This is a genomic window from Rhizobacter sp. OV335, assembly GCF_900142965.1.
GTDB lineage: Bacteria > Pseudomonadota > Gammaproteobacteria > Burkholderiales > Burkholderiaceae_C > Rhizobacter.
Map to the genome: position 1 here is coordinate 55,171 of NZ_FRCQ01000014.1, position 23,782 is coordinate 78,952.

The 23,782-nt window shown below is 69.8% G+C and carries 23 protein-coding genes; 12 read left to right on the forward strand and 11 right to left on the reverse strand.

What is annotated here, in order from left to right:
- Positions 1–68 precede the first annotated feature (68 nt).
- Both BUE42_RS16070 and BUE42_RS33775 read left to right on the forward strand, forming a co-directional pair.
- Positions 69–1,247 carry an epoxide hydrolase family protein gene (locus tag BUE42_RS16070; RefSeq protein WP_073466212.1) on the forward strand — a complete coding sequence of 393 codons (1,179 nt, stop codon included), beginning with the start codon at positions 69–71 and terminating at the stop codon, positions 1,245–1,247.
- Complete coding sequence (locus BUE42_RS33775; protein ID WP_143171533.1) at positions 1,219–1,920, forward strand: helix-turn-helix domain-containing protein; 702 nt, start codon at positions 1,219–1,221, stop codon at positions 1,918–1,920. Before BUE42_RS16070 ends, BUE42_RS33775 begins: the two co-directional genes overlap by 29 nt.
- Before the next feature lie 10 nt (positions 1,921–1,930).
- On the opposite strand, the gene BUE42_RS16080 is transcribed toward BUE42_RS33775, so the two are convergent.
- On the reverse strand, positions 1,931–3,082 hold the full coding sequence (locus BUE42_RS16080; RefSeq protein ID WP_083614188.1) for an NAD(P)H-dependent flavin oxidoreductase: 1,152 nt from the start codon (positions 3,080–3,082) through the stop codon (positions 1,931–1,933).
- A gap of 82 nt (positions 3,083–3,164) precedes the next feature.
- On the reverse strand, positions 3,165–3,791 hold the full coding sequence (locus BUE42_RS16085; protein WP_073466117.1) for a helix-turn-helix domain-containing protein: 627 nt from the start codon (positions 3,789–3,791) through the stop codon (positions 3,165–3,167).
- Between the two features lie 52 nt (positions 3,792–3,843).
- On the opposite strand from BUE42_RS16085, the gene BUE42_RS16090 reads away from it, so the two are divergent.
- From BUE42_RS16090 to BUE42_RS16100, 3 genes are read left to right on the forward strand one after another with little or no spacing between them, the layout of a single operon-like run.
- Positions 3,844–4,971 (forward strand): NAD(P)/FAD-dependent oxidoreductase, encoded by a 1,128-nt coding sequence (locus tag BUE42_RS16090; RefSeq protein ID WP_073466118.1) that lies wholly within the window; start codon positions 3,844–3,846, stop codon positions 4,969–4,971.
- Between the two features lie 22 nt (positions 4,972–4,993).
- Entirely contained in the window at positions 4,994–5,974 is a 981-nt protein-coding gene (locus BUE42_RS16095; RefSeq protein ID WP_073466119.1) for a Bug family tripartite tricarboxylate transporter substrate binding protein, read from the forward strand.
- 5 nt (positions 5,975–5,979) lie between these two features.
- Positions 5,980–7,503 carry an amidase gene (locus BUE42_RS16100; RefSeq protein ID WP_073466120.1) on the forward strand — a complete coding sequence of 508 codons (1,524 nt, stop codon included), beginning with the start codon at positions 5,980–5,982 and terminating at the stop codon, positions 7,501–7,503.
- Positions 7,504–7,542: 39 nt separating this feature from the next.
- On the opposite strand, the gene BUE42_RS16105 is transcribed toward BUE42_RS16100, so the two are convergent.
- From BUE42_RS16105 to BUE42_RS16115, 3 genes are read right to left on the reverse strand one after another with little or no spacing between them, the layout of a single operon-like run.
- Positions 7,543–7,977 carry a GFA family protein gene (locus tag BUE42_RS16105; RefSeq protein ID WP_073466121.1) on the reverse strand — a complete coding sequence of 145 codons (435 nt, stop codon included), beginning with the start codon at positions 7,975–7,977 and terminating at the stop codon, positions 7,543–7,545.
- Positions 7,978–7,981: 4 nt separating this feature from the next.
- The gene (locus BUE42_RS16110) at positions 7,982–8,446 is read right to left on the reverse strand and encodes an SRPBCC family protein (RefSeq protein ID WP_073466122.1); all 465 of its coding nucleotides are present in this window, start codon (positions 8,444–8,446) and stop codon (positions 7,982–7,984) included.
- Positions 8,447–8,448: 2 nt separating this feature from the next.
- Positions 8,449–8,763, reverse strand: a complete 315-nt coding sequence (locus BUE42_RS16115; RefSeq protein WP_073466123.1) for an ArsR/SmtB family transcription factor — start codon at positions 8,761–8,763, stop codon at positions 8,449–8,451.
- A gap of 103 nt (positions 8,764–8,866) precedes the next feature.
- On the opposite strand from BUE42_RS16115, the gene BUE42_RS16120 reads away from it, so the two are divergent.
- Genes BUE42_RS16120 through BUE42_RS16150 form a run of 7 tightly spaced genes read left to right on the forward strand, consistent with a single transcriptional unit; the run spans position 8,867 to position 16,370 of the window.
- On the forward strand, positions 8,867–10,183 hold the full coding sequence (locus BUE42_RS16120) for a leucine-rich repeat-containing protein kinase family protein (protein WP_073466124.1): 1,317 nt from the start codon (positions 8,867–8,869) through the stop codon (positions 10,181–10,183).
- A 9-nt stretch (positions 10,184–10,192) separates the two neighbouring features.
- Positions 10,193–11,215: a glycosyltransferase family 2 protein gene (locus tag BUE42_RS16125; protein WP_073466125.1), complete on the forward strand. Its 1,023-nt coding sequence runs from the start codon at positions 10,193–10,195 to the stop codon at positions 11,213–11,215.
- A gap of 59 nt (positions 11,216–11,274) precedes the next feature.
- A complete protein-coding gene (locus tag BUE42_RS16130; protein WP_159445431.1) occupies positions 11,275–12,900 on the forward strand; it encodes an ATP-binding cassette domain-containing protein in 1,626 nt (541 codons plus the stop codon).
- Positions 12,897–13,790 (forward strand): polysaccharide pyruvyl transferase family protein, encoded by an 894-nt coding sequence (locus tag BUE42_RS16135; protein ID WP_073466127.1) that lies wholly within the window; start codon positions 12,897–12,899, stop codon positions 13,788–13,790. The genes BUE42_RS16130 and BUE42_RS16135 overlap by 4 nt, the downstream gene beginning before the upstream one ends.
- Positions 13,787–14,554 carry a Stf0 family sulfotransferase gene (locus BUE42_RS16140; protein WP_073466128.1) on the forward strand — a complete coding sequence of 256 codons (768 nt, stop codon included), beginning with the start codon at positions 13,787–13,789 and terminating at the stop codon, positions 14,552–14,554. Before BUE42_RS16135 ends, BUE42_RS16140 begins: the two co-directional genes overlap by 4 nt.
- Positions 14,555–14,558: 4 nt before the next feature.
- Positions 14,559–15,344 carry a 2OG-Fe(II) oxygenase family protein gene (locus BUE42_RS16145; RefSeq protein ID WP_073466129.1) on the forward strand — a complete coding sequence of 262 codons (786 nt, stop codon included), beginning with the start codon at positions 14,559–14,561 and terminating at the stop codon, positions 15,342–15,344.
- A gap of 21 nt (positions 15,345–15,365) precedes the next feature.
- Positions 15,366–16,370 carry a right-handed parallel beta-helix repeat-containing protein gene (locus BUE42_RS16150; RefSeq protein WP_143171535.1) on the forward strand — a complete coding sequence of 335 codons (1,005 nt, stop codon included), beginning with the start codon at positions 15,366–15,368 and terminating at the stop codon, positions 16,368–16,370.
- On the opposite strand, the gene BUE42_RS16155 is transcribed toward BUE42_RS16150, so the two are convergent.
- From BUE42_RS16155 to BUE42_RS33780, 6 genes are read right to left on the reverse strand one after another with little or no spacing between them, the layout of a single operon-like run.
- Positions 16,371–18,095 carry an eCIS core domain-containing protein gene (locus BUE42_RS16155; protein ID WP_073466131.1) on the reverse strand — a complete coding sequence of 575 codons (1,725 nt, stop codon included), beginning with the start codon at positions 18,093–18,095 and terminating at the stop codon, positions 16,371–16,373.
- Positions 18,088–18,894 carry a hypothetical protein gene (locus tag BUE42_RS16160; RefSeq protein ID WP_073466132.1) on the reverse strand — a complete coding sequence of 269 codons (807 nt, stop codon included), beginning with the start codon at positions 18,892–18,894 and terminating at the stop codon, positions 18,088–18,090. The genes BUE42_RS16155 and BUE42_RS16160 overlap by 8 nt, the downstream gene beginning before the upstream one ends.
- 15 nt (positions 18,895–18,909) lie before the next feature.
- Complete coding sequence (locus BUE42_RS16165; protein WP_083614192.1) at positions 18,910–20,127, reverse strand: eCIS core domain-containing protein; 1,218 nt, start codon at positions 20,125–20,127, stop codon at positions 18,910–18,912.
- The gene (locus BUE42_RS16170; protein WP_073466134.1) at positions 20,124–21,836 is read right to left on the reverse strand and encodes an eCIS core domain-containing protein; all 1,713 of its coding nucleotides are present in this window, start codon (positions 21,834–21,836) and stop codon (positions 20,124–20,126) included. The genes BUE42_RS16165 and BUE42_RS16170 overlap by 4 nt, the downstream gene beginning before the upstream one ends.
- A 12-nt stretch (positions 21,837–21,848) precedes the next feature.
- Positions 21,849–23,024, reverse strand: coding sequence for a hypothetical protein (locus BUE42_RS16175; protein WP_073466135.1), 1,176 nt, complete (start codon positions 23,022–23,024; stop codon positions 21,849–21,851).
- Between the two features lie 25 nt (positions 23,025–23,049).
- The gene (locus BUE42_RS33780) at positions 23,050–23,781 is read right to left on the reverse strand and encodes a hypothetical protein (RefSeq protein ID WP_073466136.1); all 732 of its coding nucleotides are present in this window, start codon (positions 23,779–23,781) and stop codon (positions 23,050–23,052) included.
- Position 23,782: the final 1 nt, after the last annotated feature.

Below are 23,782 nucleotides of genomic sequence, written 5' to 3' on the forward strand. Positions count from 1 at the left end.
CTACAAGATCGCCGGGTGGCGTTGCGAGACAGTGAAGCCCTCACCACTGATCACCGCCAGGAGCCATGATGACGACGAACACGACGATCCGCCCGTTCCGCATCGACATCGCGCAAGCGCAGGTCCTCGACCTGCAGCGCCGCCTCGCGGCCACGCGCTGGCCGCAACCGGTGGACCCGGGCTTCGGCCATGGCCAGTCGCTGGCGCTGATGCGCGAGCTGGCCGCGTACTGGGCCGACGGATTCGACTGGCGCGCCCAGGAGGCGCGGTTGAACCGCCATCCCCAGTTCATCACCGAGATCGACGGCCAGACCCTCCATTTCATCCACGTGAAGTCGAAGGAGCCCAACGCCTTCCCGTTGATCCTGACGCACGGCTGGCCCAGTTCCCCGGCCGAGTACCTGGACCTGATCGGCCCGCTCACCGACCCGCGCAGCCACGGCCTCGATGCCTCGATCGCGTTCGACCTGGTGATCCCGTCGGTGCCGGGCATGGGGCTGTCGTCACCGCTGGCCGCCACCGGCTGGGACGCGGCCCGCACCGCGGCGGCCTGGCACACGCTGATGGGGCGGCTGGGCTACACCCGCTATGGCGCGCAAGGCGGCGACGTGGGCGCGCTGATCGGGCGTGAGCTGGGCATCCTCGCGCCCGAGGGCCTGGCCGGCGTCCACCTGCAGCAGGTCTTCGCCTTCCCCAATGGCAGCCCCGGCGAGATGGAAGGACTGTCCGCGTTCGAGATGGAAGGGTTCAAGGGCCTGGACCACTTCCGCAAGTACGCGGGCTATGTCGACATCCAGTCCAAGCGCCCCGGCACGCTGGCCTACGGGCTGGTCGATTCGCCGGCCGCGCTGCTGTCATGGAATGCCGAGCTGTTCTTCGGCTTCGAAGGCGAGCGCATCGCCGAGGTCGACCGCGATCGCTTCCTGACGCACGTGTCGCTGTACTGGTTCACCGCCACCGGCGGCCAGGCCGCGGAGTTCTACCTGGCCAACGCCGCCAGCGGTGCCGGCTACCGTGAACTGCCCAACCCCACGCCGACCGCCGTGGCCGTGTTCCCGAACGACTTCCGCTCGGTCCGCCGCTTCGTGGCCCGCTCCCACACCCGGCTGCTACAGTGGACCGAGATGCCGCGCGGTGGCCACTTCGCCAGCGAAACCGATCCCGACCTCGTCGTCGACGACCTGCGCCGCTTCTTCGTCGGACTGCAGGCCCAACAGGATGCCCTCCACGGAAGGACTGATCACTGAAGAAGAGCGCGCGGCGGACTCGCCCCTGGTGGCGAAGGTCCGCCGTGCCCGCTACGCCGGCGACGTGCGCGAGATGGCGCTGCCCGACGGCTCCTGGGACCTGCTGTTCTTGCGCCGCGGCGGCGGCCCGCTGATGGTCATCCAGACCGGGCAGATCGCAGCACCCCTCGCCGTGGACAGCCGCGCCGGCGACGAGATGCTGACGATCGCCTTCAAGCCCGAGGTCTACATGCCCCGCCTGCCGGGGCGATTGACGTTCAACCAGGGCGTGCCGTGCCCGGTGGAGGCGGATCGCAGTGTCTGGATCGGCCCCGATCGCTTCGAGGTGCCCCGCTTCGACAACGTCGAGGCGTTCGTGTCCGCGCTGGCGCGCAAGGGCCTGCTGGAGCGCGACCCGGTGGTCTCGCGCGCGCTGCAGGGCGCGCGCCAGCGGCTCGACGAGCGCAGCATCCAGCGCCACTTCGCAGAGGTCACCGGCCTCGGCCTGAAGGCCTTCCAGCAGATCGCCCGCGCCCACGAGGCCGCGCGGCTGCTGCGCCTGGGGCAGGCGCCGTCGCAAGTGGCCGCCGAGCTCGAATTCACCGACCAGGCCCACCTGACGCATTCGCTGAAGCGATTCCTCGGGCAGACACCGCGGCAGATCGCCGGGCATCCCGGCGCCGCGCAGGGCTGAGCTGCTGCGGTCAGGCTGCCCGGATGAGCGCCTGGGCTTCTTCCATCATCTCCCGCACGATCTCGCCCGCCGGCTGCACTCGCTTGATGAACTTCACGCTCTCCGAGCCGGCCGGCAGCCCCATCTCCTCGAAGTCGCCGGTCGTCTCAGGCGTCGGCACGATGGCGCTGAACTTGGGCATGCTGTAGTTCTGCTTCAGCGTCAACGGGAACAGCAGCGTGCTGCCGATGACGGCCGGCGGCGGCGGCGGGTTCGGCACCTGCCCTTCCCGGCCTGCCCATTCGTCGACGACCCGGTTGCGCAGCACGCGGTACGGCCGCCCGGGGTACTCCGGCCCGAACAGCGTGGTGGTGACCGTGGCGTGCCCGCGGGCCTCGACGATGCGGCGCTTGTACTCCGGATGCGCATGGGCCTCGCTCGACGCGACCAGCCGCGTGCCCACCCAGACGCCATCGGCCCCGTGGGACAAGGCGTCGACCACGCCCTGGCCATCGGCAATGCCGCCCGAGGCCAGCACCATCAACGGCCGCACCGCGTGGACCACCTGCTGCAGCAGCTTGAGCGTGCGCGTGCCGCTCTTGTTGTGTCCGCCCGCCTGCGAGCCCTGGGCGATCACCGCATCCATCCCGACGGCCGCTGCCTCCAGCGCCTGCGGCACCGAGGCCACCTGCATCCACACCCGGGCGCCCGCCGCATGCAGCCGGTCGACCCAGGCCCGCGGCGGCACGTTCATGTGGAACACCACCAGGCGCACCCGCTCGGCGATGCAGACATCGATGTGCGCATCCGTCACCAGCGGTCCGAACGCCGAGTCGTCGAAGATGAAATCCACGCCGAAGGGCCGCGCCGTCATGGCCTTGATCGACTGGATCAGCGCCTGCGTGCCGGGCGGCGGCTCGATGCCGTTGCCCAGCACGCCGATGCCGCCGGCGTTCGACACCGCCGCCACCAGCGACGGCAGCGCGACGAAGCCCATGCCGGCACCGACGAAAGGATGGCGCACGCCGTAGCCGCGCGTGAGCCGGGTGTCCAGGCTGGGCGGGTGGTGGCCACCGGGGGCCAGCTCGTCCTCGGCGCGGGCCGGCCCGGCCGCCAACGCCGATCCGCCCAGGCCGGACAACAGCAGCAGGCGCCGGCGCTGCGACGCGATGTCATTGCTCATGTGGCTCTCCCTTGAAGCGCCTCATTCTGCTCACGCTGCGGGGCGGCGCCATCCACATGAATGACGATGAGCCCGGCGCCCCTCACTCCGTCATCACCACGACGACGCGCGCGTCCGCCTTGCCGGTGGACAGGTACACGTGGCCGACGCCGCTGTCGAAATACGCCGACTCCTGGCGCGCGAGGTCGACCACCTCGCCGGTCTCGAAGTGGATGCGCACGCGGCCCGACAGCACCATCACGAACTCCTGCCCCGGATGGCGGATGTAGCCGGGGAACTGCGCCATCTGTCGCGCGACGACGATGCCGTGCAGCGGTGTCATGCGCTTGGCCGGGAACCCGGTGGCGAGCATGCGGTAGTCGTAGTTCTCGGCGTCGTAGCGGGGTGCGGCGTCCAGGGTGGTGCGCACGACCACCGGCCGGCGGCCCGCGGCCGGCGCCGCTTCGGCGAGCGGGTCGAACAGCGAGGCGATGTCCACGTCGAGCGCGCGCGCGACCGCTGCGAACTTCTCGTAGCTCACCGAGATCTGCCCGAGCTCGATCTTCGACAAGGTCGACAGCGCGACGCCCGAACGGGCGGACAGCGCTCCCAGCGTCAGCCCGTGCCGCTTGCGGATGGCGCGCAGGCGCTCGCCGACGCGCTCGCGGTCGGGCAAGGCGGCCGCTGTCGTGCGGGCGGGCGGGCGACTCGTCGTTCGAAGCTTGGGCATCGTTTCTGTCGAAGGGGTTGCGGGCACGATTCTCGCATGTGAGAATTCTCGTATGAGAGAATTTGATGTCGCCATCGTCGGCGCCGGCATCGCCGGTGCGTCGCTTGCCTGGCAGTTGGCCGGTGAGCGCAGCGTGCTGCTGCTGGAGCGCGAAACCCAGCCCGGCTACCACGCCACCGGCCGTTCGGCGGCCATGTTCATGGAGAGCTACGGCCCGCCAGCCGTGCGCGCGCTGACGCGGGCCAGCCGGGCGTTCTACGAGACGCCACCGCACGGTTTCACCCAGGCTGCGCTGCTCGCGCCGCGCGGCGTGCTCTACCTCGCCACGCACGGCCAGGAGGCCCTGCTCGAAGCCATGCAGCGCACGCTGGCGGCCAGCGGCAGCGTGCTCGATCGGGTGGACGCCGATGCGGCGCTGGCCCGCGTCGGCTGCCTGCGGCCCGACGTGGTGCACGGCGCGCTCTACGAGCCTGGTGCGCAGGACATCGACGTGAACGCACTGCACCAGGGCTTCCTGCGCGGCATGCGCGCCCGCGGCGGCGAGCTCCGCACCGGCGCGGACGTCATCGCCGCGCAGCGCAGCAACGACCGCTGGACGCTGCGCCTGGCCGACGGCGAGGCCGTGCAGGCGCGGACCGTGGTCGACGCCGCCGGCGCCTGGGCCGACGACGTGGCGGCCGTGTTCGGTGCGGCGCCGATCGGCCTGGTGCCGCACCGGCGCAGTGCCTTCACGTTCAAGGCGCCCGAAGGATCGGACGTGTCGGACTGGCCGGCGGTGGTCGGTGTCGACGAAAGCTACTACTTCAAGCCCGACGCCGGCCGGCTGCTCGGCTCGCCCGCGAATGCCGACCCGACCGTGCCGCACGACGTGGTGCCCGAGGAGCTCGACATCGCGCTGGGCATCCACCAGATCGAGGCCGTCACCACGCTCACGATCCGCCGGCCCGCCAGCACCTGGGCCGGCCTGCGCTCGTTCGTGCGCGACGGCGAGCCGGTGATCGGCTGGGATGAACACTGCCCCGGATTCTTCTGGCTCGCCGGCCAGGGCGGCTACGGCATCCAGAGCGCGGCCGGCGCCGCGGCGCTGGCCGCCACGCTGCTGCGCGGTGCCGCCCTGCCGCCCGACCTGGTGCAACAGGGCGTCGACGTGCGCGCGCTGGCGCCGCAACGCTTGCGCTGACATTTTTTCGAAAGGACCGTCCATGTCGAGAACCACCACCCGCCTCGCCCCGCTGTTCTGCGTCTTGCTCGGCGCGCTGGCATGCAGCCCGGCGCTGGCGGCCGGCTTTCCCGAGAAGCCGGTGACGCTGGTCGTGCCCTTCCCGCCCGGTGGCGCGACCGACACCATGGCCCGCATCATCGCGAAGGGCATGGGACAGCGGCTCGCCCAGCCCGTCATCGTCGACAACAAGGCCGGCGCCGGCACCACGATCGGCGCGGGCGCGGTGGCACAGGCGGCACCCGACGGCCACACGCTGCTGATCAGCTCCAACACCACCTTCACCGTCAACCCGGCGCTGAAGGCGAAGCTGCCGTACGACGCCCAGAAGAGCTTCGAATCGATCGGCCTGATCGGCACCTCGCCGCTGGTGCTGCTGGCCAACCCGTCGCTGCCGGCCAACAGCGTGAAGGAGCTGGTCGCGCTCGCCAAGGCGCAGCCCGGCAAGCTGGCCTATGCATCGTTCGGCAACGGCACCACCGCGCACCTGGCCGGCGAGATGTTCAAGCTGGTGGCGGGCGTCGACATCCTGCACGTGCCGTACAAGGGCAGCTCGCCGGCGATGACGGACCTGATCGGCGGCCAGGTGGCCCTGAGCTTCGACACCAACGTCGCCGCCCTGCCGATGCTGCGGGCCGGCCATGTGAAGGCGCTGGCCGTCACGTCGGCGCGGCGTTCGCCCTCCCTGCCCCGGGTGCCGACCATCGCCGAGGCCGGCTACCCCGGGTTCGAGATGCTGCCGTGGATCACCATCGTCGCGCCGCGCGGGCTGCCGCCTGCCGTGCAGAAGACGCTGGGCAAGGCGCTCGCCGACACGCTGGCCGATGCCGCCGTCCGCGCCGATCTCGAGAAGGCCGGCGTCGACGTGTCGTACGAGCCGGGCTCGTTCTACGATGCGCGCGTGGCGAAGGAGCTGCCGCTGCTGCGGGCCTACGTCCACAAGGCCAACATTCCGCTGGAGTGAGCCCCATGAGCCACGACCCCACGCTGCCGGAGCGTTCCGCCGTCGAGCTGCGCCGCCTGATCGGCAGCCGGCAGCTCTCGCCGGTCGAGCTGATGGACGCCTGCATCGCGCGCATCGAAGCCTTCAACCCCGCCGTCAACGCGATCGCCGCCACCGACTTCGAACGCGCCCGCGCGAGCGCCCGCCAGGCCGAGGCCGACGTGATGCGCGGCGCGCCGCTGGGCCTGCTGCACGGCCTGCCGCTCGGTGTGAAGGACCTGCTGGACACCGCGGGGCTGCTCACCACCCACGGCAACGTCGGCCGGCGTGCCAACGTGCCGGTGCACGACAACGGGCTCGTCGCGCGGCTGCGCGCGGCCGGTGCGATCGTCACCGCCAAGACCAACGTGCCCGACATGGGCGCCGGCGCCAACACCCGCAATCCGGTGTGGGGCGCGACCGGCAACCCCTTCGACCCCGCGCTGAACGCCGGCGGCTCGTCAGGCGGCTCGGCGGCCGCGCTGGCGGTCGACATGCTGCCGATCGCGACCGGCTCCGACACCGGCGGCTCGCTGCGCATCCCGGCGGCCCTGTGCGGCGTGGTCGGCTTGCGGCCCTCGCCCGGCCTGGTCGCCAACGATGCGCGGCCGCTCGGCTGGTCGGTCCTCTCGGTGCTGGGGCCGATGGGGCGCGACGTCGGCGACACGGCGCTGCAGCTGGCCGCCGCGGTCGGCTTCGACCCACGCGACCCGCTGTCGCATGCGGCGCACGGCGCGTCGTTCTGGCCGCTCACCGGGGTGGACCTGGCCGGGCTTCGTGTCGGCACGACCGAAGACTTCGGCCTGTGCATCGTCGACCCGGAGATCCGGCGCGTGTTTCGCACGCGCGTCGAAGCGATCCGGCCGTGGGTGGCCTGCTGCGAGCCCGTCGACCTCGAGCTGGGCGACGCCGACCGGGCGTTCGACACGCTGCGCGCCGAGAGCTTCGTCGCCGCATTCGCCGACACCTTCCGCACCGCCCCCGAGACGCTCGGACCCAATGTGCGCGCCAATGTCGAGATGGCGGCGTCGATCACGCTCGCCGACCGCGCCTGGGCGCATCTCGAGCAGACGCGCATCGCGCGGCGCTTTGCGCACGCCTTCGAGCGCTACGACCTGATCATCGCGCCGACCACGCCGGTCACGCCGTTCCCGTGGACCGAGCTGTATGCCCGGAACATCGACGGCCAGGCGATGCGCAACTACTACCACTGGCTCGGGCTGACCTATGTGGTCACGCTGGCGACGAACCCGGCGCTGTCGCTTCCGTGCGGGCGCGACGAACATGGCATGCCGTTCGGGCTGCAGGTGATCGGGCGGCTGCGCGGGGATGCCGCTCTGCTCGCGGCCGCGCAAGCGCTCGAGCACTGCTTCGAGACGATACCTGCGCTGCGCCGGCCGCGGCCCGACCTGGACGCGCTGCGCGCGCCGCGGCCGGAGCTGAAGAGCATCGTGACGCATCCGCCCGAGGCATCCGGCGACACGGCAGGCGGCGCGCCGACCGCGGTCTGACCGGCCGCAAGGCGCCCCCGGCGTTTCAACCGCGTCACGTCACGACGAAGCGCTGCCCTGGGCGACCGGCATCCGCTCGAACGCCTGCAACGCCGGATCGACGGTATCCCACGCCAGTCCACGCACCTTGTACGTGAGCACCTGGGGATCGAAGCGTGACGGCTCGTCCAGGCTGCCCGCCGGCACCGCGATCAGCTCGGGCATCGCGGCGAAGCGCAGGAACACCGGCGTTCCGCAGCGTGGGCAGAAGGCGTGCACCTTCACGTTGCCGCTGTCGCCGGCGACTTCCCAGTGCGTCGCCTCGCCGGTGATCGCCATCTCGGCCCGGGCGGCAAAGGTCAGCCAGGAGCCGTGCCCGGTGCCGCTGCGCCGCTGGCAGTCGCGGCACTGGCAGTGGTTCTGGAAGATGGGTTGGTGCGGTGTGGCATAGCGGATCGCGCCGCACGCGCATCCGCCGGTGTAGGGCGTCGTCATGGCTTCACGCCGCCTTGGGCTTGGCGAAGACATCGATGCCCTGCCCCGTCTCGAGCAGCGACTTCAGGCTCGACAGAACGATCGGCCAGCCTTGCTGGATGCCCTTGGCCATGCCGCTGCCGGCCTCGAGTTCATCGTGGGTGACGGTCAGCCGCACCATCCCGTCGTACGGCGCGATGTCGAAGCTCACGCGGCTGTAGCTGCCCGGATCGTCCGCCTGCGAGGCGTTCGCCCAGGTGATGACCAGGCGCGTCGGCGACGACACCTCGATCACCTTGCCGACCAGTTGCAGCGTGCGCTGCTCGTCGGCGCGAATGTGCTGCCAGTCCGATCCGGGCTGCCAGTCGGACACGTTCTCGTGGCCCCAGTAGCGCCGCGCGATCTCCGGTTTCGTGATCGCCTCGAACACCTTCTCCGGCGTCGAGCGGATGTAGGTCACGTAGACGCAACTGGTTTTTTCTTTGCTCATCGTCACTCTCCTTCGAGTTCCTTCTTCAGGTCGTGCAGCAGGCTCAGCCGCTGACGTTCGAACTTGCGCACCCACCGCTCATAGACCTCGTGCAGCGGCACCGGGTTGATGAAATGCAGCTTCTCCCGGCCACGCCAGACCGTGCTCACCAGGTTGGCCGCTTCCAGCAGCCCGATGTGCTGCGTGACCGATTGACGCGCCATGTCGAGGTGCTCGCACAGCTCGCCCAGCGTCTGCCCGTTGTGCTCGCACAGCAGGTCGAGCAGCTTTCTGCGGGTCGGGTCGCCCAGTGCCTTGAATACCTTGTCTGCGTCCATCCGTTGCGAGGTTCGTGCGTGAGCCCATGATAGGCAGGTAAATACCTGCATGTCAAGCGCTGGATCGATGACCGAGAATGCGGGCCGCCCGCCGACCTGCCCGATGGACCACACGCCACAACCCGACCCGACCGCTGCCCGCACCCTGGCCCGCCTGCGCGCCGGCGAATTGCAGGGCTGCACCCGCCTCGACTTGCGCGGCGGTGGCCTGACCGAACTGCCGGCCGAGGTGCTGATGCTGGCCGACACGCTCGAGGTGCTCGACGTGTCGGGCAACGCGCTGAGCTCGCTGCCCGACGGGCTGGCGCGCCTGACCAGGCTCCACACGCTGTTCGCCTCCAGCAACCGCTTCACCGCGTTGCCACCGGTGCTGGGCCGCCTGCCGGTGCTCGACACGATGGGCTTCAAGGCCAACCAGATCGCCGAGGTGCCGGCCGCGGCCCTCGCACCGACGCTGCGCTGGCTGATCCTGACCGACAACCGCATCGCGGCCTTGCCGTCGACACTGACCGATTGCAGCCGCATGCAGAAGCTGATGCTGGCCGGCAACCGGCTCACGCGGCTGCCGGCGGGCATCGATCGCCTGCAGCGGCTCGAACTGCTTCGGCTGTCGGCCAACGCCTTCGAGCGCGCAGAACATGCGTTGACCGACGAGCTGCTGGCCTTGCCGCAACTGGCCTGGCTGGCCCATGCCGGCAATCCGTTCAGCGCTGCGCGCGAGCAGGCCGCGCAGGCCACGACCACCGTCGCGCCGATCGCGTGGCGCGAGTTGCGGCTGCAAGCGCTGCTGGGCGAAGGGGCGTCCGGTCACATCCATGCGGCGCAGTGGCAGCCGGCCGACGGCCCGGCGCAAGACGTGGCGGTGAAACTGTTCAAAGGCGCTGTAACCAGCGACGGCCTGCCCGCTTGCGAGATCGCCGCCACGCTGAGGGCCGGCCGCCACCCTCACCTTGTCGGCGTGCTCGGCGCCCTCGCCGATCATCCTGACGGCACGCAAGGCCTCGTGCTGCCGCGCCTCGCCCCGCAGTGGAAGCCACTCGCCGGACCGCCCAGCATGGTCAGCTGCAGCCGCGACGTGTACAGCGCCGACTTGCACTTGTCCGTCGCCCAGGCCACCTCGGTCGCACGCGCGGCGACCGAGGCGCTGGACCACCTGCATGCATGCGGTCTCGCCCATGGCGATCTCTATGCACACAACCTGCTGGTCGATGGCGAAGGTCGTGCCTTGCTCAGCGACCTGGGTGCCGCGTCGCTGCTGCCCGAAGACGACCCGCAACGCTCCGCTGCGTTGCAGGCGCTCGATCGCCGAGCCCTGGAGATCCTGCTCGATGAAGTGGCGCTGCATTGCGATGTGGCACCATCCCCGGAGGTCATCACGGGGAGCAATACTCATGATTCATCTGACACGCGACCGGCCTGAGGGGCTGGCTTGACCGAGGGTGCGGTGCCGCGATTGAGCGTCGTGATGCCGGTGCACAACGCCATTCCCTACCTCGGCGCGGCCATCGAAGCGATCCTGCGGCAGAGCTTCGGTGACTTTGAATTCGTGATCGGGGATGACTGTTCGACCGACGGGTCCGCCGAATGCGCCGAGGCCTTCGCCAGGCTCGATCCGCGCATTCGCGTGTTGAGAAGTGCGGTGCGCCTCGGGCCGGCACGCAGTTCCAATTGGGTCGCGAACGAAGCGCGTGCGCCGCTGGTCGCCCGCATGGATGCCGACGACCTGTGCCATCCGCGCCGGCTGGAGTTGCAACTGCGGGCGCTGGCCGAGAATCCGTCCGCGGTGCTCGTCGGCGCGCTCTTCAGTCTCATCGACGGTGCCGACCGGCCCGTTCGCGGCGTGGATCGGTCGACGCTCCTCGGCCGGCCCACGCCCCCGATCGCGCATTCCTCGGTGCTCTACCGCAAATGGGCGTTCGACCACATCGGCGGGTACTGCCAACGGGCGAACTATTTCGAGGATGCCGAGCTTTACCTCCGGCTGGTCGAAGTCGGCGACATCCTCGTCATCGCCGATGACCTGCTGCTGTACCGGGTCACCGGCATGAATGCGCGCCTGACCGATGACCAGGCGGTTGTCGAGCAGGCGCTGAACGCCATGCCGGCCACGCTGAAGCAGCGCGAGTTCAGGCACGACGGCTCCGCCAGGCTCGAGCCTGAAGTCTTCCGGGCACTGGGCAGCCTGCGACTCTGGGCGCACCGGTCGCCCGGCATCCTGGCCGACATGGCAGCGCGGATGCGCCTGTGGCCCCTGAGCGCGAGTGCGCGCGTGATGGCCTGGGCCCTCGTCTGCAGCCTGTCGCCGTCGATGGCGCGCCAGGCCACCCGCATGCGACTGGCGTGGCGAAACTGGCGCACACGCCGGCGCTTCCCGCCAGGCCACCTCTTTCGATGGGTGCCCGGCAAGCCGTCGATCAACCTGGGTCGCATCGATGGGTCGGTGACCGAATGAGCCCCGCGGCCTTGCTGGCGACACTCTGGCGTGTGCTCCCGGCTCGCCGCAGGCGCACCGTGGGCCTGACGACCGGTGTCATGCTCATCGCAGCGGCTGCCGAGCTCGGAACGCTCATCGCCCTGAAGGAATTCCTGACCACCGTCGTGCATGCCGTGGACCAGCGACAGCTCCTGGTGCCATCGCTCGTTTTTGCGGGCAGCGCCATCGCGCTCGCGGGGGCGCGATTGGCCACCCTCAAACTGCAGGACGGGTTCGTGCTGGCCTTTGCCGGCGATGCGAGTTCCGAGATCTTCTCCCGTGCCCTCAGGCAACCCTATCTTCAGCATGTGAAGCGCGAGTCTGCCGAGTTGTTCGCGGCGCTCGAAGACATGCAGCGCCTGGTGAACGGCGCGCTCGGACCGCTGGCGCAGGCCCTGGTCAGCGCCGCGCTGGCCACCGTGCTGCTGGCCTACCTGCTGGTCATCGCGCCCATCGTCGTTCTTCCGGTGCTGGGCTTGCTGGCACTGCTGTACGGCAGTCTCAGCGTCTGGGCGACCCGCCGCACCGGACACGGATTGCCCACGCTGCAGGCCCTGGCCGTGCGCCGCCTCCACGTGGTTCATGAAGCACAGAGCGGTTTTCGCGACCTGGTTCTCTCGCATGAGCAGTCGCGTGCCACCGAGCAGTTCCGCCAGGCGGAGGCGGACTACCGGTCCCGCCAGGCGAGCGATCGTTTCGCCGCCTTGGGGCCTCGTCATGTCGTGGAACTGGTCGTCGTGCTGGTCGCGGTCGCGCTGGTCTGGCTGCTGTCGAGCCGAACCGGGGGGCTGATTCCCGGCATCCCGGTGATCGGCGTGGCGGCGCTGGGCATGCAGCGCTTGCTGCCGATGATCAACGGCAGCCACGCGGGGTGGCGGCTTTTCAAGGCCAACAGCGACGTGCTCGCCCAAACGCTTCGCCTGATGCAGCGGCCTGCGCTGCCGATGCCGCAGGTCTCGGCCGCTGCCGTGCCGTTCGAGCGCTCGATCACCCTGGAACAGGTGGAGATGCGCTACGACGACCGCGAGCTCGTCCTGCGCCATGTCGACCTGACGATCCACAAGGGCGAACGCGTGGCGATCGTCGGCCCCTCCGGCAGCGGCAAGACCAGCCTGCTCGACATCCTGCTGGGCCTGGTGGCGCCCACCGCGGGGCGTCTGCTGGTCGATGGCGTGCCGCTCGATTCGCATGAGCGCTTGTGGGCCTGGCAGCGGCAGCTGGCCTGTGTCGCGCAGAACGTGTACCTGCGCGATGCATCCGTTCGAGACGTCGTCATGGATTCGGCGGTGAACAGCCCGGTGAATGCCGCGCAGTTCGACAGTGCCGTCCGCGGCGCCGGGCTCGGGCCGTGGCTGGCCTCGTTGCCGTCGGGCGCGGACACCCGCGTCGGCGACGGCGGTGTTCTGTTGTCCGGCGGGCAGCGGCAGCGAATCGCCATCGCACGAGCCTTGTATCGCCAGGCGCCGGTGCTGGTGCTCGACGAGGCGACGAGCCAGCTCGATGCGGCCACCGAGGCCGGCATCCTGGACACGCTGGATGCGCTCGGCGCGTCGATGACGATCCTGATCGTCACCCACCGCGACGCAGCGCTGCGCGGCTGCAACCGGATCCTGGACGTTCGCCACGGCAGCGTGGTCGAGCGGGTGCCGGCGGGGGCGCCATGAGTTTCGGGCTGCTCACCTACGAGACGACCAACCTGGGCGATGAGGTTCAAAGCATCGCTGCGCAGCGCTTCCTGCCCCGCGTCGACGCTCTGCTGCAGCGCGATGCGTTGCAACGGGAGCCGGACGGTGCCGGCCCGGTGCACGCCATCCTCAACGGGTGGTACCTCGGACCGCCGATGCAGTGGCCGCCACACCCACGCATCCGCCCGCTGCTCCTGTCGATGCACTTCAGCACCCGGCGTTCGCGCAGGCGCATCTGGCGCGCGCCGCCCGCCGCCCGGATGCTGACGCCGCAGGGGCGGGCGTGGCTGACGGCGAACGGCCCGGTCGGCGCGCGCGACCTGGCCACGTTCGAACTGCTGCAGCGTCACCGCATCCCGAGCTGGCATTCCGGATGCCTCACCTTGACGCTGCCGGCGAGTTCCGCGGTGCGCGACGATGTCGTCGTGGCGTGTGATCTGCCGCCACGGCACGTCGAGGCCCTGAGGCGTCGGACGGCTTCACGGGTCGTCTGCGTGACGCATCACGATGCGGTCACGACGGGCCATGCGCAGCGCATGGCCACCGCGCAGGCCCTGCTCGATCTCTATGCGCGCGCACGTGCGGTGGTCACGACGCGGCTGCACTGCACCCTGCCCTGCCTGGCATTCGGCACGCCGGTGCTGTTCGTGCCCGTCGATCCGGATCGCAGGCGCCAGCAGCCGGGGTTCGACCTGGCGCACGTCGCGATGCCGGCCGCCTTCCTGTCGGGGCGCTTCGATTTCGACCTGAAGACGCCGCCGCCCAACCCCGAGAACTGGCGGCCGCTGGCGCGACAGCTGGCCGAGCGATGCCGGGATTTCATCCTGTCGGCCTCGCGACCACCACCCGTGCAAGAACTTGCCCGATGACGACCCCGACCACCCTTGCGTACGTGATCTGTTCCTACCCTCGCAGCGGATCGAACTACCTGTGCGAGCTGCTCGCCTCGACGGGCACCTTGGGCCGCCCGCAGGACTGGTTCAACGGCGCCGGAATCCGCTTGCGCGAGGACGCCGACTATCCGCTTGAACCGCATGCCCAGCTGCAGCAGTTGCTGCTGCGCGGCGGCACCGGGAACGGCGTGCACGGCATGAAGATGTTCTGCGCCAGCTTCGACCGCATTGCCGGCCTCGACTGGCCGAGTGCGTTGCCGCAGCTGCACTGGATCCACCTGGAGAGGCAGGACCTGCTGGGCCAGGCCATCTCGGATGTGCGCTCGACCCAGACCGGGCAATACCGCTCGACGGCACCGGTGCAGGCGGACCCGCGGTTCGACCATCGCGCCATTTGCGATTCGCTGGCACGGACCGCCCGCGACGCCGGACGCTGGAAACTCTTCTTCGCGCGCAATGGCCTGGTGCCGCTGCAGTTGAACTACGAGGACGTTGCGGCACGACCGCAAGCGGCCGTCGATGCCGTGGCCCGCTTCATCGGTCTGGAGGGGGCGCACCCGATCCATCCGCAGCGGGTGACGCTCGACGTCCAGCGCGATGCGCTGTCCGACGAGTGGCGGCGGCGCTTTCTCGCCCGCGAGAAGGATGTGTCGCGCCTGGAGCCTTTGCCGGCCGCTGCGACGCTGTGGGCTCGGCGACAGTTCTCGCGTCTTGCCCAACTCGCCCGGCCGAAAGGATGACGCCATGACTGAACCCGCGGTCTCCGGCCTGTGGAATCGCCCGCCGTTCCCGGTGAACACGCTGCCCTTCGACCATGTCTGTGTCGACGGCTTCCTGCCTCGGGACCTGTTCGACGAACTGGCTTCGACCTTTCCGGAATGCCCGCCGGCCACGGGTCCGACCGGCTTCACCATCCACCCAGGCGATGCCGGGTTCGACCGCCTCATGAGCACCCATGGCGCGTGGAGCGACCTGTGGAAGGCGTGTGACAGCCAGGCCTTCACCGACTTCATGCTGCGGCAGTTCGCTGCCTGCTTCTCGAAGGATGCGGTGGTGAGCCTGGATCACGCGCGCCACGTGCTGCGTGTCGAGTCGAGGGCCGAGAAAGAAAGTCGGCACCCGCCGGCCAACGAGCTGGCGCCTGACGATCTGTGGGTCAGGTTCGACCTGATGCAGGGGCGGGTCGGCTACAAGCGCAAGGTTCACGTCGATCACCGCAGGCGTGCGGCGACGATGCTGCTCTATTTCACCGAGTCCGAGCCCTCCGAGGCCGACGGCGGCAACCTGTTGCTGCATGGTGCCCGCGGGGCCACCGCCACCATCGTGCCGCGCGCGAACCGGCTGGTCATGTTCCCCTGCAACAACGCGTCATGGCATTCCGTTTCGCCCATCGTTCGGCAACGCCATCCGCGCAATTTCCTGCAGGTCACCTTGTCCAGTTCGGTCGATCTGTGGCGGCCGCTTCCGCAAGGGTTCGGCGCGAGACTTCGCGAGGGGTTCAGGGCGCTGGCGCGGGGGCATGTGGGATAGGCCCTCGGTGATTTCGATGTTGTGATCGATGTCCTCCGATGCGATATTGAAGACCGCTTCTTCATCAATCAACAGATCGGAGCATCCATGCAAATCATCAGGGCCATCCTCTCGTCGTCAGTTGCCGTGGTCGCGGCGCTCGTGCTGTCGAGCGTGCCGCAGGTCGCGTCAGCGCAGGCCTCGCGCACCTGGGTCTCCGGGGTCGGTGACGACGCCAACCCGTGCAGCCGGACGGCCCCTTGCAAGACCTTCGCCGGAGCGATCAGCAAGACCGCGACGAATGGCGAGATCAATTGCATCGACCCGGGAGGTTTCGGTGCCGTCACGATCACGAAGTCCATCGTCATCGACTGCACCGGTGTTCTCGCGGGCGTGCTGAACGCCGGCACCAACGGGATCATCGTCAATGCAGGCGCGGGCCAGGTGACGCTGCGCAACCTCTCCATCGACGCGGTCGCGAACGGCAGCGGGCAGGCGGGCATCCGCGTGCTGTCCGCGGCGAGCGTCCAGATCGATCAGGTCATCATTCGAGGGCAGACCGGCAACGGCATCGACGTGCTCACGAGCGCGTCCACGAACGTCACGGTGACCAACAGCGTGATCCGCGAGAACGCCGGGCACGGCATCTGGCTCGCCCCGACGGGCGGTGTCGCGAGGCTGGCGCTGTTCAACAGCACCTCGGCCGCCAACGGCTTGACGGGAATTCGCCTCAACGACAACTGTTCGGCCAGCGTCAGCGACAGCCTGCTCACCGGCAACGGCACCTCGGGCGTCGCGGCATCGTCGACGGGTGGCAGTTCCACGATCAGCCTCGACCGGGTGGTGTCATCCGGGAACCGCGACGGCGGCGTGCTGGTCAAGGGCGCAGGCGCCATCATCTGGCTGGCCAACACGCTTCTGTCGGGCAACAGCTACGGCTTCTTTCCGCCGGTCGGTGGCGGCTCCTACGTGTCCTTCGGCAACAACCGCGTGATCGGCAACACTACATCGGACGGGGTGCCCAGCCAGGTGATTTCGCAACTCTGATCAAGGCCAGGCCGTTCCCGACAGCAGCACGTGGCACGGGTTGACGGCCCCCTTGGCCTTCAGCGCCGCCACCACCGCCGGGTTCGCGGGACCGACGTGCACCGGCGCCTTCGGCGGTGCCGCGCCGGCCGGCACGACCAGCCCGGCCGGGCGGATCGCCATCCGCAGCTCGACGCCCGGTGTCGCACCCACGCCACCATCGGTGGCCGGCCGCACGCGGGTCAGCGTCTCGTCGACGCCGGGCGTGGTCTCGACCGCGACGTCCGCCTTCGCGATGCCCTTCTTCAGCGCCGCCTCGACCTTGTCGGCGCGCGTCTTGCCGACGGTCGCCGTCTTGTCGGCCGCGCTGCGCTGGCCGATCTCGTCGACCAGCAGCAGCTCGTTGCCGTTCAGGAAATCCACCGCCGCCTTGATCTGCGCGGCAAACGGCGCCGGGTCGTCGGCATCGGCCGCATACGGCCCGACGCTGAACACCCGCAGCGATTCGCCGCGGTGCGTGCCGCTGCCGGCCAGGCCGCGCCGGTCCCCGCCGAGGCCCATCTCGGTGGCGAGCGCGTTCTCGATGCGCACCGTGGGGTCGTGCACGTCGCTGTAGGCGCGGTCGGTGTCGGGGGCGCTGGACGACGGATGCGCCTTGATCTGCATCAGCGCCGCATGGCCGCACAGCTCGTGCCCGAAGGCCTCGGTGAGCGGCAGGGTCTGCACCTTCTGGGCCGCGGTCCAGTAGCTCAGCGATGGCGCCGCCGGGCCGGCGGTGGGGGTCATCGAGACCTGCTTGCCGGCCTCGTCGGTGGTGGGTGCGTCCTTGGTGGTCACGACGATGCGCCAGGCGTCCGGTGCCGCCGTCAGCGTGCACAGGCAGCAGCAGCCGACCTGCTGCTTGCCCTTGGCCAGCGCGCCGAACTTGAAGCCGGCGCAATCGCTGCCCTTGTTCGGCAAGACCTGGCCGGTCGCCGCGATGTCGAAATCGGGGCACAGCGCCGTCAGCAGCGGCTTGATGGTCGAGATCGCGGTGGCCGGGTCGTCCGACGCCGCGGCGTCGACCTTCAGCGTGCGCTGCACTGCTTGCGGCGCCTGGCCCTGCTGCAGCACATGCACCAGCTCGTGCGCCAGCAGGCGCTGGCCGGCCGGCGTGCCGGGCTTGTACTCGCCGGAGCCGAACACGATGTCGCGGCCCAGCGTGTATGCCCGGGCCTGCACCGCGCTCGCGCCGGCGTCCGCCGAGCCGCCGGTGTGCACGCGCACGTGGCCCAGGTCGTGGCCCAGGCGCGGCTCGAAGAAGTCGCGCTGGTCCGGCGACAGCGGCGCCCCGCCCTGCTGCGCGGCGCGGGCCGCGGCCTCGGTGTCGAGCGACTGCGCGCCGGCTGCGTCGGCTTCGCGCCGGATCGTCGCGCCCTCCGCCTCGTCCTCGCAGTCGGCGCACTTGCGCTGCAAGCTCCTGATCCCAGCGACTCCGGCCGACACCGGCGTCGCGCTCGCCATCCGCATCACCTGGTCGGCGACCGCATCGGCCTCGCGCTCGAAGCGATCGCCCGGCGTGCTGAGCCGAGGCTTGCGCTGCAGCGCGGCACCGCGGCAGCGCGGGCAGCCCCCGCCACAGGCGCAGGGCCCCGAGGCGAGCGTCGGCGTGTCGGGCACCTGCGCCTGCATGGGCGGCGCGGGCTTCGCGTCTTTCGCCGCATGGCGCCCCGCGGCATGCGAGTTGCTGGAGACGGCCTCATGCATAAGCCTGCCCTTCCGGCAGCGTGCGTTCGGGCGCGTCCTGCAGCGGCGGCCTCTCGATCGGGAAGTCCGGCTTCAACATCGGCGGCTCGCTCTTCGGGCAGGCGCCGATCGCCTGGTTGTAGCTGTCGCGGTCCAGCACCGGCCAAGGGTCCTTGCTGAGAGGGCCGTGGAAGACCTTGCAGTCCAGGTCGTATTGCTCGAAGGTCCGGTAGCGGCGACTCTCCTTGGTGCTGCCGAACGCTTCGAGCATCGAGCAGCCCGGCATCGTCGTGTTGTAGTTCAGGCCCAGCTGCAGCGGCTTCTTGTCGAGCAGGGAACGTGCGGCGTTCAAGTCCTCCATCGACGGGCCCTTGCCGGATGGGTCGGTCGTGTTGCCCGGTGCGTCGAAGGGCGTCGGCGCGCTGCCGCCGGGCGCCGGTACGAAGGGAGCGACGTCGAACTTGTCGAAGAATGGAATCGGCACCAGGGGCTTCGGCGTCGGCTTCGACTCTTCATCGGTCGGCTGCCGATGCAGTGTCGACCCGGCGGCACCACCTTGCCGGACCACGTGCGCGGGCTCGGCGCTGCGCATGACCCGGTCCGCCATGGCGTCGGCTTCACGCTCATGCGCATCACCCGGCGAGCTGATGGCGGGTTTGCGCTGCAAGGTCTGCGCCGCGCATCGCGGGCAGCCACCGCCGCAGGCGCACGACGGTTTGCGCAGCACCGCGCCGTCGAGCACCGACGACGGCATCGTGCCGGAGCGCGAGCGGCGCGCCACGATGTGGCCACGCGATGGTGTGAACTGGACGTCCCTCATGCCGATCTCCTCGATTCAAGCGTATTCGCTCGAATCGTCCGTTGGCGATGTCTGGCCATTGCTCGACCCCGAATCGTCGGAAGCCGCATCGGCGGCAGCAGACTTCGGCGTTTGTGCACCGAAGCAGCACCCGCATCCCTTCTTGTTGTTGAACAAGATGGAGGCGAGAGCGCCGCTGTACTGAGTCGGACCAGGATCACTGTAGTAGTTCGCCATGATGTCGTTCTCGAAGCCCGGTAGAGAGTACTTGCCGATGTACAGGTCGAACAATCCCATCAGATGGCCGGTTTCATGGGTGACGGTCAAGTCGTCGGCATCCTTGGCCCAATGCTTGTACAGGGGCGCGGAGATGTCGCGATACCCGGCATCCTCCACATAGACTGCATTGCTTTCCGAGATTTCGTAAGACCAGTTCTTTGACGGATATGCGCTCACTGTTGCCTTCATGGTCACTGGGCAGCGGTTCTGATTTGAAGCGCAGACGATGTCCGTGCTCCAGTGGGAATTGATGATGCTCTGCCACGATGCCGCAAGCGCCGCATTGGCCCGAGGCCCGTAGATTCCGATGCCGAGCTCGAACGTGAACTTGCAGCCCGCCTGCGTGATCTTGTCGAGCTTGCGCTGCATGCGTGGCTCAACCATGCTGGCTTGCTGAACCACGTGTGCAAGCTCATGGGCGAGCAACCGGCGGCCTGCTTGCGTGCCAGGCGCGTACCTGCCCTCGGCGAAGACGATTTGTGATCCGACTGCGTAGGCTTCGGCGCTCACCGAACGTGCGGAGACGGCGGCCCGCTTGTCGGCATGAATACGCACTGCCGAAAAATCGTGGCCGAAGCGCCTGGCAAAAAAACGTTGATCCGACGCATCCAGCGGCTGTCCGGGTGCCTGCAAGACGTCCTGGACGATCGCAGGAGCCTGCGGCATTCCGGGCCCGACCCGATGGCCGTCTGCTGCCGCGGGTGCAGGCGCCGCCGAGGTGGTGGAAGCCGGCTCAGCCATGCGCATCACCTTGTCGGCCGCCTCGTCCGCTTGTCGCTCATGGACGTCACTCGACGCGCCGATGGCCAGCTTGCGCTGCACCGCAGCCCCGGCGCACCGCGGGCAGCCGCCGCCACAGGCACAAGCGCCCGGCAACGGCCTGGTCGATCGAGAAACAGGCGGGAACACCCGCGGTGGCAGGAGGCCCGTTCGCGGCGCGGGAGCGGCGGGTTTGGCAAGCAGTGCGTGCGTCATGGCTGCGAGGGGGTTTGAGAACCCGGCGCTGCCGCCTGTTCCGCCGAGGGCAGGCCGAACGGCACGCGCTGCGATCCACGAATCTCCACGTGCCGCCGGCCGGCGGACGACCCGCCGGACCCCGTCACATCAAGGTGGATTGCAATCACGAGCGCTGCCACAGGCAAGAGGTCAGCCCGGGTGGCGTTGTTCAAGATGCGCGACGAAACAACAACTCCGTCCTCCCCGATCCCGTCGATGTGGATGTCAAACCGATCGTGCCCCAGCGGCGTGTAGCTCACGCGGAAGCGACTCGCCGCTTCACCCGGCAGCGGGTCGCGCCACCGGACTCCTCGAATCGCAAGCTCGGCGTCCAGGGCCGCCCTGTCGGACATGCCGGGCAGCGGTATGAAGTCGATGGCGAGCGGGATTCGATCGTCGGCGTAGGCCACGAGCAGTCGCGCGTCCCATTGCAGCGTCCCGGGCGCCGTGATCACGTCCTGCGCGCGGAACCCATACGGCTGGGTGCTCAACGCCATCGGGAACGACAGCGTGCCCGGCGAGATGTAGCCAGGACTGTTGTCCGTGAACTGGTACGAGAACCCGGTGCCTCCGGCGCTGGGCACGAAGCGGATGTCGGCGCTCGTTTCGAAGCGTGTGTATTGCGGTGGCAACTGCGCGTCGGCCGCGTCGACGAAAAACTTCGTGTAGAAGAACCACAGGACATCGCTCCGGTTCGCAGGCCACCCACTGGGAAGCCGGGTCCCCACATCACGTGCCGGCCCGGGATTGAGGTTGTTCTCGAAGTTGGGATTCACCGCCCGGTCGAAATACTTGAACGACGAGTAAAGGTAGGGCCCCTGAGGCGCAGTGAAGGCACGAAACGCGTCGTGCAGATCGAACCAGATGTACGGGATGTGCGGACCCCACTGTCGCTGGGGCCTCTGCGGCGGCACGGCTTGCGTGCCCTGTGCAGCCGCCTGCGCTGACGCAGACTGGGGGGCCTGCCCCTGCGGCGCCACGTCGCCGCCTTGCGTCGGCTGGTCGCCAGCCGCTTGCCGATGAATCCCGGCCGGTGCATCTGCCGCCTGCTGCTGCATCACATGCACGAGCTCGTGCGCCAGCAGCCTGCGACCGCTCGCCGTGTGCGGCGCGTACTCGCCAGCTGCAAAGACGATGTCGCGGCCCAGGGTGTAGGCACGTGCCTGCACCGCCTGAGCGCCCAGCGCCGCCGCCGGGCCGCTGTGCACGCGCACGTGACCCAGGTCACGGCCGAAGCGTGGCTCGAACCAGGACCGCGACTCTGCGCCGAGCGGGACTCCGTCGCCTTGCGCCGCCTGCGTTGCTGCGTCCGCGTCCAGCATGCCTGGGTCGCCGGGCACGGCTTCACGTTGGACCTTTCCGCTCTCTTCGTTGCACGACTTGCATTTGCGCTGCACGGCAACCGGCGAGATGTCGGCGCGCGGCGGCTGCGTCATGCCCATCACGCGATCGGCCACATCGTCGGCTTCGCGCTCGAAGCGGTCGCCCGGCACGCTGATGCGCGGCTTGCGCTGCAGCGCGGCGCTGCTGCAGCGCGGGCAGCCGCCGCCGCAGGCGCAGCCGGCCCGAAGCCCCTGCGCGGCGCCCTGCATCGGCATCGCGAGTGGCTCGCCGCGCGCCTGCGCCGCGGCCGGTGTGGCGCGTTGCGCGGCGGCGGGTTTGGCAGCAGCGGCGGTCTGTGCAGTCATGGCCGGCCTCGCTCAGGGCGTGCACTCGAGCGTGATCGTCGCGCCCGGTGCCTGTGCTTGGTTGTACTGGTCGATCGTCGTGCCGACGCAGTGCGTCACGCGCGACGAGGCCTTCGTCGCGCGATCGACGTAGGCCCTGATCGCCCGCTTGTACGCCTCGACGGCATCGCGGAACTGCTGCTCGGTCTGGCCGGTGGCGCCGGTGAAGGCCGGGAGTGCGTTCGCGGCGATGAAGGCCTGGAAGTCCAGCCCGTGCTGGCCCTCGTGGAAGCGCAGCCTGGTGCTGCGCGGGTCGACCTTGCCGCCCGCCTGGTCCTCGCGCGTCGTGCCGCGCCCGTAGCCCGAGCTTCCGCCGGCCGACACGCCGGGCGGGTAGAGCGTCTGCAAGGTCGCCACCGCGGCCGGCGGCGTGAAGCTCGCGATGCGGGCGACACCGTTGGCGATCGTCGTCGTGAACGGCACGCTGATGGGGAACAGCAGCCGCGTGCCGGCCGCTGTCGGGTTGGCCGGGTTCGTCACCGCCACGCCGTCGGGCAGCAGCGTCACCGAGACCCCGTTGCTCGCGAACGCCACGTTGCCGCCGAGCGGGTCGACCGCCTGGCCGTCGGCCAGCGGCGTCGAGAAACCCGCCTCCTGGCGGTGCGGCACCTGCCACGCCCACGGCGGGATGCGGCCGTTGTTGATGCGGTACAGCGCGTCCTCGGTCTGCCCCAGCACGGTCGCGGCCTTCGGCATCAGCGCACGCAGCGCGGCGATGTAGGCGGCCTGCAGATTGCGCCGCAGCAGCACGTCGCCGCCCAGGTGGTCGGTGATCATCTTGTCGCGGTCGGTCACCATCGCGTACCAGGCGTTGATCAGCGTGTCGAAGCGCGCCGCGTTCACCTGCACCAGCGGATCGGCATAGAAGCTGGCCGCCGCGTTCAGCTGCCCGATGGTGGCCTGCACGAAATCGCGGTAGTCGCGCTCGGTCAGAGCCGCCACCGCGGGCGCGCGGGCGATCATCGGAGCCGACGCGCCGAGCGCCGGCATCGCCGCGCAGCGCGGGCAATTGCCACCGCAGCTGCACGCCGTCGCCGCAGGCGCGGCCAACGGGCCGGGCGCCGGTTGGCTGCTGCGCAGCGGCGTGGGCGGGGCGACCGGAGTGACCGACGCTCGGGCGGCGGTGTCGGTGCCATGCAGCGGTTTCATGCCGGTGCCTCGGGGGTCGCCGCGATCAGCGCTTCGGCTTCGGTGCCGCCTTCTTGGCCGCCACGTTCTTCGCGGCCGGCTTCTTCGCGGCCGTCTTCGCAGCAGCCGTCTTCCCGACCCGCATCACCGACTTCGCCACCATCCGCAACTGCAGCTTCTCCAGCTCCGCCGTCTGCAGCCGCGTCTCGCCCACGCGGATCTTGCCGCTCGCCAGCGTGAACGGCGTGGCCGCCGCCGGCACCAGCTTGCCGCCTTGCGTGCCGACCAGCAGCGTGAGCTGGCGGGTCGCGCCGATCGCCTCGACCTGCTGCGGCTGCAGCACGAAGGCGTAGTAGCCCGCGTCGTCGGCCTCCACCGGCTCGATCCCGGCCACCGGCGTGCCCTTCTCGTCGATCAGCGTCACCGTCACGCGGCCGGCCGCCTTCGCCGACTCGTCGGTGACGCGGCCCTGCAGCAGCGTCTCGGTCTTGGTGACTGGCGGCGTGCGGATCGCGGCGATCTGCTGCTCGACCTCCAGCGCCGCGCTGCGCCGCACCATCAGGTCGCCGGCCGCGCGCAGGCGGGCCGCGCGCGGGTCGAGCTGGCCGGCATCACCCGCCTCCAGCCGGTGCGCCTCGGCCAGCACGAGCACGCGTGCGGACAGCATCATCTCGCGCGTCAGCGCCAGTGCCTCGCTGCGCCGCTCCTGGCCCGCCTCGAACAGGTTCTCGACATCGCTCTTGAAGCTCGCGTTCCCGCGGTTGATGATCAGCGGCATG